Raw genomic sequence first — 13,707 nt, 5'->3', positions numbered from 1 at the left:
CGTTTTCCGGCAGCGCGTCAGAAGTACGTCCCGCTCCAGGACGCCACCCGCGTCCCGAACAGCACATCCGCCGCCACCACCGCCGCCGGATCACGCACCTCGACCCGCCCCGCCTCCGCCAGCGCCGACGGCCGCCACGTACCGAGGTACACCATCCCGAGCGTCGCGACGTCCAGCCGCAGCCCCGCCGCCTCGTCCGTCCGCTCCGCACCCTCCGGCGTGATCCGGTAACCGCCACTGTTGCCCGGCAACAGCGGATCGACCACCTCCACCACGACCGGCGCGGCATGCCCGTACTCCCGCGCCGCCAGCGCCCTCGGGACGTCGACCAGCCGCACCCAGTGCTCGTCCTCGACCCGGTCCACGTTCCCCCGGCGATGATCCGCCAGGATCAGCTCGATCGGCTCGTCCAGCGGCCGCTCCTCGGCCACGATCCGATCCACCAGATCGATCCCCAGCAGGAACCGCCACAACCCCGCGAACGCCGACGGCGACCCCGTGAACAGATGCGAAACCTCCAGCGTCTTCGTCCACGGATGCCCCGCCGAACCCTCGACACGGTAGAGAGCAAACCCGTCCGGCCCCTCGGAACCGTGATGCACCAGCGCCTTCGTCGGCTGCGTGTGCCGCCGCGCCTGACTCTCGTAGAACCGCCACAGCACCTCCGGCCGGGTCATCATCCCCGCCCGGTGCTCCAGCCGCTCGTACACCACAGGACACACCTCGAACGCCCGGTCCAGATCGAGCAGCTCCACCTCACCACCCGAGGGCACCTCCGCCCGCACCGCCGCCCGATGCCGATCCACACCGTAGGTCCGGCTCCGCGTCGCCAGGCCGTACCCGAACCGCCCGTAGATCCCCGCCTCCGAAGCCAGCAGGTTCGCACACACCACACCCCGCGCCGCCAGCTGCTCCAGCTGCACCGTCATCAACGCCCGCAGCACACCCTGGCGCGTCCGATCCGCCCGGACCCCCACCGACGTCACCCCCGCCATCGGCACCCGCGCCCCACCCGGCACCGTCAGCTCCGCATCGAAGAACCGCGCCGTTCCGATCAGCTCCGGCCCGAACGCCCCGATCGAGCCACCCGCCTGATACGCCCGCGACAACCGCTCCCACTCGGTGTCATCAGCCGGACGGAAGTGCACCGTGTCCCGGAACAGGTCGCTCGCCGCCCGCAACTCATCCGCGTCCAGCGTCCGGATCTCGAAATCGCTCATCCCCGGATCATTCCCGCACACGACGAAGTCCGGCCACCGAAAAACCGGCGACCGGACTCCCGCCACGACTACTGCGAAACCGGCGGAGACACCTCGTAGTTCCCGCCGTCACCCTTCACCGTGATCGGCACCTTCTGCGGCTTGCCCGCGATCGTCGCCGTGCACTCGAACTTCGCCCCGTCCTCGACCTTCTGGTCCGCCGGGCACGTCACCGCCGTCACACCGTCGATCTTGTACGTGTCTGTCAGCAGCTTCTGCACATCGGTCTGCATCTGCGTGTTGTTGAACACCTGCGTCTTGAAGAACCCCGGCGCCACGAACCCGAGGATGCCCACGACCGCCAGCACCACCACCAGCGCCACGACCCCGATCAGCAGGCCCTTCTTCGACCCCGAAGGCTTCTCACCCTCCGGCGCCCCCTGCCCCGGGAACTGCTGCTGCCCGTAGTCGTACTGACCCGGCTGCTGCTGACCGTACTGCTGCTGCTGCTGCGGCCCACTCTGCGGATACGCCCCACCCGGCTGCTGCCCGTACTGCGGCTGCGCCTGCGGCCCGCTCTGCGGATACCCGCCACCCGGCTGCTGCCCATACGGCGGCGGCTGCTGACCCCACTGCGGCTGCTGCGCCGGGCTGTACCCACCCGGCTGCTGCCCCCACTGCTGAGGCTGCTGCGGTTGCTGCGGCTGACCCCACTGCTGCTGGTTCGGGTCATACGAAGGCGGCTGCTGACCCCACTGCGGCTGCTCGTGCGGACCGCTCGGCGGGTACGCGCCGCCCGGCTGCTGCCCGTACTGGGGCTGCTGTGGGTCGTTGCCGCCATACGGCGTGCTCATCGTCTGCCTCCGCCTGCTTCGCTCATCTCGACGTCCACCCCGGAACCGCCGCGCACGCACGGTGTCGCCCGCGATCCAACCACAGGTCGCACCCGAGCACACGTGTCCACGCTCACCCCTTCGGCCGTCCGGAGCAGGGCTGACACGAAGTTCACGCCGCCCCCGCAGCCACCACACCACGACGCAGCGCCTTCACCGCCTCCGCCGCCGCCGCACCCACCGGATCACCCTTGCCCAGCACATCCCGGATCTGGTCCAGCAGATCGATCACCTGCCGCGACCACCGCACGAAATCACCCGCCGACAACTCCTGCCCGTTCGCCTCCGCCGCCGTCAGCACCTTCTCCAGCGACTCACCCCGCGCCCACCGGTACACCGGCCACGCAAACCCCGCATCCGGCTCCCGCGTCCGATCCAGCCGATGCCGCCGCTCGTCCTCGGTCAGCTCCACCCACAACCGCGCCGTCTCCTGCCACGCCTCCGGCACCGCCCCACCCGGCAACCGCGGCTCACCCGCCGTGTCCCGCCGAGCCTCGAACACCAACGTCGACACCACCGCCGCCAGCTCCGCCGGACCCAGCTTCCGCCACACCCCGTGCCGGATGCACTCCGCCGCCAGCAGATCCGACTCGCTGTACAACCGCGTCAGCCGCTTCCCGTGCTCGGTGATCCGCTCCGCACCCTCACCCCGGCCCAGATAACCCCGCTCACCCAGCAACGCCAGAATCCGGTCGAACGCCCGCGCCAGCGAATGCGTCGTCGCCGCCACCTTCCGCTCCAGCTGCTGCGTCTCCGCCGCCAGCCGCTGATACCGCTCCACCCACCGCAGATTCGCCTCACGCTCGGCCAGCCCGTGACACGGATGCGCCCGCAACGCCCGCCGCAACGCCGCCAGCTCCCCGTCCTCGTTCGCCCCCGACCGCCGCTTCTGCCGCCCCGGCAGCGAAATCCCCGCATTCCGCAAACTCGACGCAATGTCCCGCCGCGTCTTCGGCGACCGCAGCTCGATGTGCCGCGGCAGCTTGATCCGCCCCAGCACCTCCGCCGGCGCCGGAAAATCCGCCACCGACAACGGCCCCGACCACCGATCCTCGGTCACCACCACCGGCCGCGGCTCCCGGATCGGATCCAGCCCCGGATCCACCACCACCGCCAGCCCCGCCCGCCGCCCCGCCGGCACCGCGATCACGTCACCCTTGCGCAGCTTCTCCAGCGACTCCGCCGTCCCCGCCCGCCGCGCCGCCGTGTTCTGCCGCGACAACGCCTTCTCCCGCGCCGAAATCTTCGCCCGCAGCTCGACGTACTCCAGCATCTCGTCGAAGTCCCCGGTCACCGCGGCCGCATACCCCTTCAGGGCCTCCTTGTTCCGCTCGATCCGCCGCGCCGTCCCCACCACCGACCGGTCCGCCTGGAACTGCGCGAACGACTGCTCCAGCAGCTCACGCGCCTCCGCCGCCCCCACCTGCGCCACCAGGTTGACCGCCATGTTGTACCCCGGCCGGAACGACGACCGCAGCGGATACGTCCGCGTCGACGCCAGCCCCGCCACCTGCTTCGGATCCACCCCCGGCTGCCACGCCACCACCGCATGACCCTCGACGTCGATCCCGCGCCGCCCCGCCCGCCCGGTCAGCTGCGTGTACTCCCCCGGCGTCAGATCGACATGCGCCTCGCCGTTGTACTTCACCAGCCGTTCCAGCACGACCGTCCGCGCCGGCATGTTGATCCCCAGCGCCAGCGTCTCCGTCGCGAACACGACCTTCACCAGACCCCGGACGAACAACTCCTCCACGGTCTCCTTGAACGCCGGCAGCAACCCCGCGTGATGCCCCGCGATCCCCCGCTCCAGCGCCTCCCGCCACTCCCAGTAACCCAGCACACCCAGATCACCCTCGGGCAGATCCGCGGTCCGCTCCTCGATCACCCGGCGGATCTCCTCGACCTCACCCGGCCCGTTCAGCCGCAACCCCGCCCGCACACACTGACCGACCGCGGCATCACACCCCGCCCGCGAAAAGATGAACACGATCGCCGGCAGCAACCCCGCCCGGTCCAGCTGCTCCACCACGTCCACCCGCGACGGCGGCCGGTACCGCGGCATCCGCGGCGGCGCACTCCGCCGCCCCCGCGGCCCCCGGAACCCCGCCGGCGCATGCAGCCTGCCCACCTCCTCGGTGCGGCGCAGCAACGTCGGGTTGATCCGCAGCTCCGCACCCGGCAGATGGGTGTCCTCACCCGCGAACAGGTCCAGCAGCCGGTTCCCCACCAGCATGTGCTGCCACAACGGCACCGGCCGGTGCTCGTCGACCACGACCGTCGTGTCCCCGCGCACCTCGACCAGCCACTCGCCGAACTCCTCGGCGTTGCTCACCGTGGCCGACAACCCCACCACCCGGACGTGCTCGGGCAGGTGCAGGATCACCTCCTCCCACACCGCGCCCCGGAACCGGTCGGCGAGGTAGTGCACCTCGTCCATCACCACGTACCCGAGATCGGTGATCGTCGAGGAACCCGCATAGAGCATGTTCCGCAGCACCTCGGTCGTCATCACGACCACCTGGGCGTTCCCGTTGATCGACGTGTCCCCGGTCAGCAGGCCCACCGCGTCGGCGCCGTACCGGGCCACCAGGTCGCCGAACTTCTGGTTCGACAACGCCTTGATCGGCGTCGTGTAGAAGCACTTGCGACCCTCGGCCAGCGCGAGGTGCACGGCGAACTCGCCGACGACCGTCTTGCCCGCCCCGGTGGGCGCGCACACGAGCACGCCGTGGCCGTCCTCGAGGGCTTCGCACCCGCGGATCTGGAAATCGTCGAACTCGAAGGACGCCTCGCCGGCGAAGCGGGTCAGCTGGGGGTACTTGCCGCGGTACGCGGAGGCCGCATAGGCCTCGGCCGGGGACGAAGAAGGGCTATTGGCCACCTCGTCAGGGTTCCACATACCCCCGACAGTTTGCACGCCGCGTGACCGATGGCGCGCTGTCCTCGCTCTCTGCTGTCTTTTTGCGGGTCGCGACCACGGCGTTGATTATGAAAATCGGCCCGCCGTATAGGTCGTTATACACTTTGCAGTGGCGGGAACCGGTGGGGTGTGGCGGGCGTCGGAGCGGGCATGACGGAGCCGTGTCCCGGGTGCGGGTTGCTGGATCAGGTGCAGCGGGTGCCGGCGGTGTATCACGGGGGTCATTCGTTCTTCCGTGGGCACGGCCCGGCGGTGGCGGTGCCGTCCGGTGACGGTGTGGTGGTGGCGAATGCGCAGGTCAGCGGGGTTTCAGTGTCGGCGGTGGCGCGGGCGCTGGACCCCTTCCCTCCCCCGCGGCGCGGTGGCGGGCTGCTGGCGGCGGTGATCGGGCTGGCTCTCGTCGGGAGTTGTTTCCTGGTGTTGCCGTTCTGGGTGTCCGGTGATCCGCCGCCGGGTGGCGCGGGGTCGAAGGTGCTGGGGATCGCGGTGTTCTCGCTGCCGGCGGTGTGCGTGTACGGCGCGGTCGGCGTGCTGGCGTGGCTGTACGTGCGGCGGTTGCGGGCGTATCGGCGGCAGCAGCGTGGGGTGCCGGCGGCGCAGCAGGTGTGGGAGCAGGGCTGGTTCTGTCACCGCTGCGGCGGCGTGTACTTCGCCGACGGCGGGCGGCTGCTGACGCCGGAGCACTTCCGGCAGCTGGTGGCGCGGGCCGGGGGTTACGACCGCTAGGCCAGGACCGTCAGTGCGCCCGGGACGCAGGTGGCCGTGACCGGGACACTCCCCTGCGGCTCGCCGTCGGCGTACGCGGGCCAGGAGTTGCCCGTCACCGTGACCGAGCTGGCGCGGAAGGTGCGGACCGCCGGGTGGGTCAGGTGCTTGCCGGTGCGCAGGCCGGGCAGCATGCGGATGAGGCCGCGGCGGGTGGCGTGGCCGATGATCGTCACGTCGAAGACGCCGTCCTCGGGGTCGGCGGTCGGGCAGATCGGGACGCCGCCGCCGTAGAAGCGGGTGTTGCCGATCGCCACCAGGGTCGCGTCGAGTTCGAGACGGCCGGTTCCCGTGTCGACGACCACCGGGCGGGACCGGAACGCCGCCAGTTCCGCGAGGATCGCCAGGTCGTAGCGGCGTGGCCCGGACGGCCAGCGCATCCGGTTGGCGCGTTCGTTGACGCTCGCGTCGAAGCCCGCGCACAGCACCGTCGCGAACCAGGTGTCCCCCACCCGGCCGAGGTCCAGCCGCCGCCGGGCACCCGATCGCAGGGACGCCACCAGCGCGTCGACCGCCGGGAGCGGCTCGCCCGGGACGCCGAGGGCGCGGGCGAAGTCGTTGCCCGTGCCCGCCGGGACGAGCCCGAGCGCGACGCCGTGGTTCGCGCAGAACTGGACGCCCTGGTGGGCGGCGCCGTCGCCGCCGAGCACGATCAGGACGTCGAGGCCCGCGGCGTGCGAGCTGCGCATCAGGGCGCGGGACTCCTCGACGGAGTTCGCGACCAGCACGTCGAGCCGGTCGACCGCCGTGCGCAGCCGCTCGGCGACGGTGCCGGCGATCCGGGCGGCCGCGCCGTGGCCCGACGCCGGGTGGACGGCGAGCGCGGCGTGCAGGCCCACTACGTGACGTCGTCGGTGCTCGACCGGCCGCCGGACGCGGTCGGGGTGGACGGCTCGTCGTCGATGGTGCTCGGCGTGTAGTTGAACGGCGCGGCTTCGTCGTCGGCGAGCTTGTCCCAGCCCTCGTCCTCGCGGACCTTGTCGAGCTTGCGGTCGTGGAAGCGCGCCATCTGGACGGCGATCTCGAACAGCACCGTGAGCGCGCCGGCCAGGCCGAGCATCGAGAACGGGTCGGAGCCGGGGGTGGCGAAGGCGGCGAAGACGAAGAGCGCGAACACGATGCCGCGGCGCCACTTCTTCAGCTGGACGTACTTGACGACGCCGACGCGGTTGAGCATGACCACCAGCAGTGGCAGCTCGAAGCTGATCCCGAAGATGACCAGCAACGACAGCATGAACGAGATGTACTTGTCCGCGGACAGCGCGGTGATGAACTCGCCCTGGCCGAAGCCCATGAGCAGCTGTAGTGCGTGCGGGAACAGCATGTAGGCGAGCACAGCACCGATGGCGAAGAGCACCGAGGCGAACCCGACGAAGGTCAGCGCGTACTTGCGTTCCTTCGAGTACAGACCGGGGGCGATGAACGCCCAGAACTGGTAGAGCCACGCCGGGGACAGCAGCACCGCACCCGCGGCGACGCCGACCTTCAGCTCGATCATGAACGCTTCGAACGGCTGGGTCTGGATCAGCTGGCAGCCCATCGCGCCGTTGAGCCGCCGCTCGGCCGGGATGGCACAGTACGGGGCCTTCATGATCTCGCCGAGCGACGGGATCGGCCCCAGCTTCGTGCTGAACCAGATGAACCCGAAGATGCCGCCGATGACGACGGCGAGCAGCGCGAAGCCGAGACGGCGGCGGAACTCGTAGATGTGCTCGATGAGCGTCATCGTGCCGTCGGGGTTGGCGCGACGGCTGCGCTTGCGCCGCTTCGACCGGCGGCTTTCACCGTTTCCGGAGGCGGGTTCCGCCACGGGTTGTTCCGTTCTCGTCGGAGTCCGCCGGAGCGCACCGCTCCGGCGGACCAGGGGACCGGGGTGGGTCGCCGGCCGATCAGCTCGCGTTCTTCTGCGGCTGGTCGGCGGCCTGCTGCTTCTTCAGCTCGTCGAGCTGACGCTGCAGTTCGGCGACCTGCTGGTCGGTCGACGTCGTGGCGGGCTTGGCCGGGATCTGCTTGGTCTCGGCGGGCTCGGCGTCTTCGTGCGCCGCGGGCTTGTCGCCGGTGAGGTCCTTGGTCTCGGCCTTGAAGATCTTCATGGACTTGCCGATGGACCGGGCCGCGTCGGGAAGCCTCTTGGCCCCGAACAGCAGCACGACGACGAGCACCAGGATGATCAAATGCCACGGCTGCAATCCGTTCAGCATGGTGGCCTCCTATCTGCGTCTGGTAGGGATGTTACTGGTTTTCGGGCTTCCGGCGGCGCTCCGCGAAGGCGACGCGCAGCGCGGCGGAACGGGCACGGATCATCCCCGTCCGGTCTTGGGTGTTCGTAGCCACCATGCTTGCGGTCTGCCGGAAGGCACGCAAGACCTTCACGGTCCGGACCAGCAGGACGGCGAGCAGCAGCAGGCCGATCGCGGCGAGCACGATGGTGGGCAGGTACGGCACGCGCCCCAGCCTAGTGGTGGCAGGTTGACGGAAGGTGACGGGCTCGGGCCACGGCGTCGGCGGCCCGGCGACCGACGTCGGACGCGAGGTCGGCCGGGCTCTCCACCAGCGCTTCCCCGCCCAGCCCCAGCACCAGGCGCACCATCCACGACTGGTCGGCGTAGCGCATCCGGATCCGCAGGCGGCCGCCGTCGAGCTCGTCGAGCTCCTCGCAGGGGTAGTACTCGGCTACCCAGCGTGCGTCCGGGTCGAGGACGAGCACCGCTTCCCGCTGATCGGGACGTTCCCGGAAGACACCGTCGGAAATGTCGGTCGGGTGGGCGTGCGCGGGTGGCCGCGACGGCTCGTCGAGCACGGTCAGCTCGTCGATCCGGTCGAGGCGGAACAGCCGGACGCCCTCGGCGCGGCGGCACCAGGCTTCGAGGTAGCCGACCGCCTGGACGATCAGCAGCCGCATCGGGTCGACCGTGCGCTCGGTGATCTGGTCCTTCGACGCGGTGTAGTAGCGGAGGCGCAGTGCCCGCCCGGCCTGCAGGGCACGGGCGACCTCTTCGCGGGTCCGTGCGGTCTTCTTGCCCTCGCGCACTCCCCCGCCGACGACCACGCCTGCCGGCTGGGCCTGCCCGGCGGCGGCCTCGATCTTGGCGATCGAGCGGCGGACGGCGTCCGCGTCGACCACGCCCGGCGTCTCGGCCAGTGCGCGCAGCGCCACCAGCAGGGCGGTCGCCTCGCCGCCGGTGAGCCGCAGCGGGCGGCTCATCCCCGCGTCGTGGGTGACGACGATCGTGTCGCCCTCGAAGGACAGGTCGATCAGGTCGCCGGGCCCGTAACCGGGCAGCCCGCACATCCACAGCAGCTCGAGGTCCTTGCGCAGCTGCTTGGGCGTGACGTCGAAGTCCTGCGCCGCCTCGTCGACGCGGATGCCCGGGCGCGCGAGCAGGTAGGGCACCAGCGCCAGCAGCCGCGGCATCCGGTCGGTCGAGGCGCTCACCGGGCACTCCCCTGCCGTGCGACGACGGCTTCGAGCCGGTCCTGGACGCTCTTGGCGAGCACGTCGGGTTCGAGCACCAGGACGTCCGGGCCGTGCGCGGCGATCCAGTCGGCGGCCGACTCCGGGTAGAGCAGGCCGATCTCGACGAGGTCGCCTTCTTCGCCGTCGACGGTGTACCGGCCGACCACGGTGCCGCGGCGGCGCACGCCCGCCGCACGGCCGTCGGCGACCCAGACGCGGGCCTGGGTGACCGGGGCCGGCTCGCTGTCGCCGGTGGCCGTGACGAGCTTGAGCAGGTTGACGCCCTCGGGGCGGCGCACCTCGCCGGGCTTGCCGACGGTGCGGACCTGGCCGGTGACGCGGGAGAGCCGGAAGCAGCGGGTGGCGCCGCGGTCGCGGTCGTGCCCGACGACGTACCAGCGGGCCCGCCACGACACCACGCCCCACGGCTCGAGCGTCCGCATCCGGCGTTCCGGCGAGCCGCTGCGGCGGTATTCGAAGCGCACGGCCTGGCCGTTCTGGACCGCGGCCAGCAGCGGCCCGAACGCCGGCTCGGCGCGTACGCGCGGCTCCACGACCGTGGGTGCCTGGTCGTCGACCTCCAGGCCGGCGGCACGCAGCTTCACGAGCGCGCCGTGGGCCTGCCCGGTCAGCTCCGGGGAGTCCCACAGCCGGGCGGCCAGCGCGACGGCGGCGGCTTCGTCGGGGGCGAGGTCGATCTCGCCGAGTTCGTAGTCGCGGCGGGCGATGCGGTAGCCCTCGATGGCGTCGAAGGCGGAGTTGCGGCCGGTTTCCAGCGGGATGCCCAGCTCGCGCAGCTCGGTCTTGTCCCGCTCGAAGGTCCGGAAGAACGCTTCGTCGCTGGCCGCGTCGGCGTAGCCGGGCACGATGCCGCGGATCCGCTCGGCAGTGAGGTACTGCCGGGTGGACAGGAGGGCCAGCACCAGATTGACCAGCCGTTCGGCGCGTGCGGTGGACACCCGGTAGAGCCTAGCCCGCGCCGTCCGGCCCGATCGTGAGGTCCGGGGTGCGCGCGTCGTAATCGGCGCGGGCGGCGTCGACGGCGTCGAAGTTGGCCTCGGCCCACTCCTTGAACCCGGCGACCAGTGCGCGCAGCGATTCCCCCAGTGGCGTAAGGGAATAGTCGACGCGGACGGGCACCGACGGGGTCACCTCGCGGCGGACCAGTCCGTCGCGTTCCAGTACCCGCAGGGTCTGGGTGAGCATCTTCTGGCTGACCCCGGCGATGCGCCGCGAAAGGTCGCTGTAGCGCTGCGGGCCGTCACCGAGCGCGACCAGGATCAGGCTGACCCACTTCCCGGCGATCTCGTCGAGCAGCTTCCGGGTCGGGCACGCGGCGAGATAGGCGTCGTAGGCGGCCTTTTCGGCTTGCCGCCGCTGTTCGGCCGTGCGCGTGGGCACCGGCTCACCTCCTCGTGCGGTAGGCACCTGCAGGTGCGTACTTCCCGATGGAGAGTAGCTCCCCTTACGTTCGCGGGGAAGGGTTTCCGTGGCGCCGAGGAGGGTGCAATGCGTGCGATGGTGGTCCGCCGGTTCGGTGGCCCGGAGGTCATGGAGCTGCGGGAGGTGCCCGTGCCGGAGCCGGGGCCGGGCCAGGTCCGGATCCGGGTGGCGGCGGCCGCGGTCAACCCGGTCGACGTCGCGACCCGCGCCGGGATCCTGACCGAAGCGGGGGTGATCCCGCCCCGCGAGGTACTGGGCCTGGGCTGGGACGTCGCGGGCACGGTCGAGGCGGGCGAGGGTTTCGAGGCGGGCACGGCGGTGATCGGCCTGCGCGACCGGATCGCCACGCCGCTCGGGGCGTACGCCGACCAGATCGTGCTGGACGCCTCCGCGGTGACACCGGCACCGGCGGGTGTCCCCCTGGTTTCGGCTGCGACGCTGCCGCTCAACGCGCTGACCGCGGCCCAGGCACTCGACCTGGTGGAGACGACCGGGACAGTGCTGGTGACCGGCGCGGCGGGCGCGGTCGGCGGGTACGCGGTGGCGCTGGCCCATGCCCGGAAGCTGCGGGTGGTGGCGGTGGCGTCGGAGGCCGACGAGGCGGCGGTCCGGGAGTTCGGCGCGGACGAGTTCGTCCCGCGCGGGCCCGCATTGGGCGACCGGGTCCGCGAGGTGGTCCCGGGCGGCGTGGACGCGGCACTGGACACGGCGTTGCTGGGACTGGACGCTCTCGACGCGGTCCGGGGTGGTGGCGAGTTCGTGGCGTTCGCGGCGGGGGCGGCGCCGATTCCGCTGCGCGGGATCCGGGTACGGAGTGGATCCGCGCGGACGGCCCGCGGCTGGCGGAGCTGGCCGGGCTGGTGGAGAACGGGACGCTCCCGCTGCGCGTGGCGGAGGTGCTGCCGCTGACGGAGGCGGCGGCAGCGCACGAACGGCTGGCGGCGGGAGGACTGCGGGGCCGTGTGGTGCTGACGCCCTGAAGTGGCCATGCGGGCGGCTGGGGCGCCCGAAGGTGGCCTTGGTTGCGTTCAACGCACCGAAGGCCACCTTGGGGCGCTCGACCCAGCCTCGTCTCGGCCACGCCTCATGCACCGAAGGCCACCTTGGCTGCGTTCAACGCACCCAAGGCCACCTTGGGGCGCTCCGCCCAGCCAAGCCCGCCCCGCCGCCGTCGGCGTCGCCCTAGCCTGGAGCGCATGGATGATCGCGTTCTCCTCATCACCGGTGCCTCCCGTGGCCTCGGCGCCGCGACCGCGCGGCTGGCCGCCGCCTCCGGGTTCAAGGTCGCCCTCGTCTCGCGGACGGCCGAAGCCGCCCAGCCCCTGGCCGCCGAGCTAGGCGAAGACCGGGCCCTTGCCCTCGGTGCCGATGTCGGGGACTGGCCTGCCATCTCCGGCGCCGTCGCGGCCACCGTCGAGCGGTTCGGGCGCCTGGATGCCGCCTTCGCCAACGCCGGGATCGGCGTCGGGACCGCCTTCTTCGGCGCCGACGGCGACGATCCCGCCCAGTGGGCCGACATGGTCCGCACCAACGTCCTCGGGGCCGCCTACACCGCACGGGCCGCGCTGCCCGCCCTCAAAGACACCGCCGGGCACCTGATCATCACCGGCTCGGTCGCCGGGCGCTACGTCCGCAACGGGAGCCTCTACTCCGCCACGAAGTGGGCCGTGACCGGGATGGCCGCCGGCATCCGGGAGGAGGCCGTCGGCACCGGAGTGCGTGTCACGCTGGTCAACCCCGGGATCACCGACACCGACATCCTCACCGACGCCCAGCGGCAGAAGCCCAAGCTCGCCCCGGACGACGTCGCCCGCGCCGTGCTCTACGCCCTGCAGCAGCCGCCGTCGGTGGATGTCAACGAGATCATGATCCGCCCGACCGGGCAGGTCCTCTAGCGCAGCCGGGCGACGCGGCCGCCCGGGCCGCTGGCCCAGCACGCCGGCGGGGCGCAGTCGACGCTGTCGAAGCTGCCCGTGTCGAAGCGGGTCCAGAGGCGGCCGCCGTCCCGGCTGAGGTCGCTGCCGCCCGGCCCCACCGCCAGTACCGTTCCGCCGTGCCAGGCCAGGCCCGAGCGGTAGCCCGCCGGGTACTGCCCCGGCGTCGTCCAGGTGCGGCCGCCGTCGCGGGTCAGCGCCACCGCCGGGCCGGGCGCGTCCGGGTTCGCGAAGTCGCCGCCGATCGCCACGCCCTGGAACGGGGTCCGGAACGCCAGCGCGAACACCCCCGCCGACGGGCTGCTGGGCAACAGCGTGTCCGACGCCGTCCAGTGGCGGCCGCCGTCGCCGGAGTGCAGGACGCGGGCCGTCGCGCCGCCGCCGGTGGCGATCCACGCGTCGAACGGCCCCGACGTCGTGAGGCACTGCCCGCTGGCCGCGAACCCGGCCTCGCCGGGCAGGGCGGGCGGGAACCCGCTGTCGGGCACCGGCTGCCAGCTGCGGCCGCCGTCGAAGGTGGCCTGCACGCGGAACCGGCCGTCGACCGGGTCGCTCATCGCCAGGCCGCGCCACGGGTCGAAGAAGGCAAGGCAGTCGTAGAACGCGGCGGCGTCGGTGTTCTGGAACGTCTGGCGCCAGTGCGCGCCGCCGTCGTCGGTCCGGTAGACGCGGGAGTCGGTGCCCGGCCCGATCGAGAGGATCACGGCGTGGTCGGCGTCGAACGCCTCGACGTCGCGGAACTGCAGCGTCTCGGTCCCCGGCGGCCCGACCGAGGCCCAGGTGGGCCCGCCGTCGACCGTGCGCAGGACGGTGCCCTGCGTGCCGCTGACCCACGCCACGCGCGCGCTGACCGCGGACAGGCCGCGGAACTGGGCGGTGACGCCGGTGGGCTTCAGCTCCCACGTCGGCAGCCGCTCCCCCGCCGACGCGGGCGCCGCAACCGACAACACCAGGGCGAGCACGAGCAGCACCACACGCATGAGCCGATCCTGCCGCAGTCCCCGCCCGACTTTCGTCGCATCCCGGCCCGGGGGGGGGGGGGGGGTACAGGAGGGTGTCCATATAATCCCGCACCCCCGGCCCCCGCCCCGGGGGC

Annotated in this window: 13 protein-coding genes and 1 pseudogene; 3 read left to right on the top strand and 11 right to left on the bottom strand. The window is 72.1% G+C overall.

Going from position 1 to position 13,707, the window contains the following annotated elements:
- Positions 1-17: 17 nt before the first annotated feature.
- The 3 genes from ABJI51_RS30440 to ABJI51_RS30430 form a co-directional block, all read right to left on the bottom strand.
- Entirely contained in the window at positions 18-1,220 is a 1,203-nt protein-coding gene (locus tag ABJI51_RS30440) for a GNAT family N-acetyltransferase (RefSeq protein WP_348954483.1), read from the bottom strand.
- Positions 1,221-1,288: 68 nt separating this feature from the next.
- Entirely contained in the window at positions 1,289-2,053 is a 765-nt protein-coding gene (locus ABJI51_RS30435) for a DUF4333 domain-containing protein (RefSeq protein ID WP_348954482.1), read from the bottom strand.
- A 151-nt stretch (positions 2,054-2,204) separates the two neighbouring features.
- Positions 2,205-4,973, bottom strand: coding sequence for a DEAD/DEAH box helicase (locus ABJI51_RS30430; RefSeq protein ID WP_348954481.1), 2,769 nt, complete (start codon positions 4,971-4,973; stop codon positions 2,205-2,207).
- Between the two features lie 321 nt (positions 4,974-5,294).
- Between ABJI51_RS30430 and ABJI51_RS30425 the strand changes: the two genes are divergently transcribed.
- Positions 5,295-5,738: a hypothetical protein gene (locus ABJI51_RS30425; protein ID WP_348954480.1), complete on the top strand. Its 444-nt coding sequence runs from the start codon at positions 5,295-5,297 to the stop codon at positions 5,736-5,738.
- Here the strand turns inward: ABJI51_RS30425 and ABJI51_RS30420 are convergent.
- The 7 genes from ABJI51_RS30420 to ABJI51_RS30390 all read right to left on the bottom strand — a co-directional run bounded on the left by ABJI51_RS30420 (position 5,735) and on the right by ABJI51_RS30390 (position 10,635).
- Entirely contained in the window at positions 5,735-6,616 is an 882-nt protein-coding gene (locus ABJI51_RS30420) for a diacylglycerol/lipid kinase family protein (protein ID WP_348954479.1), read from the bottom strand. The two genes, ABJI51_RS30425 and ABJI51_RS30420, sit on opposite strands and share 4 nt — an antisense overlap.
- On the bottom strand, positions 6,616-7,587 hold the full coding sequence (gene tatC, locus ABJI51_RS30415; RefSeq protein WP_348954478.1) for a twin-arginine translocase subunit TatC: 972 nt from the start codon (positions 7,585-7,587) through the stop codon (positions 6,616-6,618). Before tatC ends, ABJI51_RS30420 begins: the two co-directional genes overlap by 1 nt.
- 79 nt (positions 7,588-7,666) lie before the next feature.
- Positions 7,667-7,978, bottom strand: coding sequence for a Sec-independent protein translocase subunit TatA (gene tatA, locus ABJI51_RS30410; RefSeq protein ID WP_348954477.1), 312 nt, complete (start codon positions 7,976-7,978; stop codon positions 7,667-7,669).
- A gap of 31 nt (positions 7,979-8,009) precedes the next feature.
- Positions 8,010-8,222: a bacteriophage holin gene (locus ABJI51_RS30405; RefSeq protein ID WP_348954476.1), complete on the bottom strand. Its 213-nt coding sequence runs from the start codon at positions 8,220-8,222 to the stop codon at positions 8,010-8,012.
- Between the two features lie 10 nt (positions 8,223-8,232).
- Positions 8,233-9,213: a helix-turn-helix transcriptional regulator gene (locus ABJI51_RS30400; protein WP_348954475.1), complete on the bottom strand. Its 981-nt coding sequence runs from the start codon at positions 9,211-9,213 to the stop codon at positions 8,233-8,235.
- Positions 9,210-10,193: a helix-turn-helix transcriptional regulator gene (locus ABJI51_RS30395; RefSeq protein ID WP_348954474.1), complete on the bottom strand. Its 984-nt coding sequence runs from the start codon at positions 10,191-10,193 to the stop codon at positions 9,210-9,212. Before ABJI51_RS30395 ends, ABJI51_RS30400 begins: the two co-directional genes overlap by 4 nt.
- A gap of 10 nt (positions 10,194-10,203) precedes the next feature.
- Positions 10,204-10,635: a winged helix-turn-helix transcriptional regulator gene (locus tag ABJI51_RS30390; RefSeq protein WP_348954473.1), complete on the bottom strand. Its 432-nt coding sequence runs from the start codon at positions 10,633-10,635 to the stop codon at positions 10,204-10,206.
- A 108-nt stretch (positions 10,636-10,743) separates the two neighbouring features.
- Here ABJI51_RS30390 and ABJI51_RS30385 point away from each other — a divergent pair.
- Both ABJI51_RS30385 and ABJI51_RS30380 read left to right on the top strand, forming a co-directional pair.
- Positions 10,744-11,657: pseudogene (locus ABJI51_RS30385) on the top strand (NADP-dependent oxidoreductase).
- A 216-nt stretch (positions 11,658-11,873) separates the two neighbouring features.
- Positions 11,874-12,572 (top strand): SDR family oxidoreductase, encoded by a 699-nt coding sequence (locus ABJI51_RS30380; protein ID WP_348954472.1) that lies wholly within the window; start codon positions 11,874-11,876, stop codon positions 12,570-12,572.
- On the opposite strand, the gene ABJI51_RS30375 is transcribed toward ABJI51_RS30380, so the two are convergent.
- Positions 12,569-13,591: a WD40/YVTN/BNR-like repeat-containing protein gene (locus tag ABJI51_RS30375; RefSeq protein WP_348954471.1), complete on the bottom strand. Its 1,023-nt coding sequence runs from the start codon at positions 13,589-13,591 to the stop codon at positions 12,569-12,571. The genes ABJI51_RS30380 and ABJI51_RS30375 overlap by 4 nt on opposite strands.
- Positions 13,592-13,707: the final 116 nt, after the last annotated feature.

It is taken from the genome of Amycolatopsis melonis (assembly GCF_040064235.1).
Classification (GTDB): Bacteria; Actinomycetota; Actinomycetes; order Mycobacteriales; family Pseudonocardiaceae; genus Amycolatopsis; species Amycolatopsis melonis.
Note: the sequence above shows the minus strand (reverse complement) of the source record. Positions and strands in the feature narration are given on the sequence as shown.

What these genes read in the sequence shown, in the direction of transcription:
- tatA (WP_348954477.1), bottom strand. Translation starts at nt 7,978, where the DNA reads ATGCTGAACGGATTGCAGCCGTGGCATTTGATCATCCTGGTGCTCGTC.
- ABJI51_RS30440 (WP_348954483.1), bottom strand. Translation starts at nt 1,220, where the DNA reads ATGAGCGATTTCGAGATCCGGACGCTGGACGCGGATGAGTTGCGGGCG.
- ABJI51_RS30380 (WP_348954472.1), top strand. Translation starts at nt 11,874, where the DNA reads ATGGATGATCGCGTTCTCCTCATCACCGGTGCCTCCCGTGGCCTCGGC.
- ABJI51_RS30435 (WP_348954482.1), bottom strand. Translation starts at nt 2,053, where the DNA reads ATGAGCACGCCGTATGGCGGCAACGACCCACAGCAGCCCCAGTACGGG.
- ABJI51_RS30375 (WP_348954471.1), bottom strand. Translation starts at nt 13,591, where the DNA reads ATGCGTGTGGTGCTGCTCGTGCTCGCCCTGGTGTTGTCGGTTGCGGCG.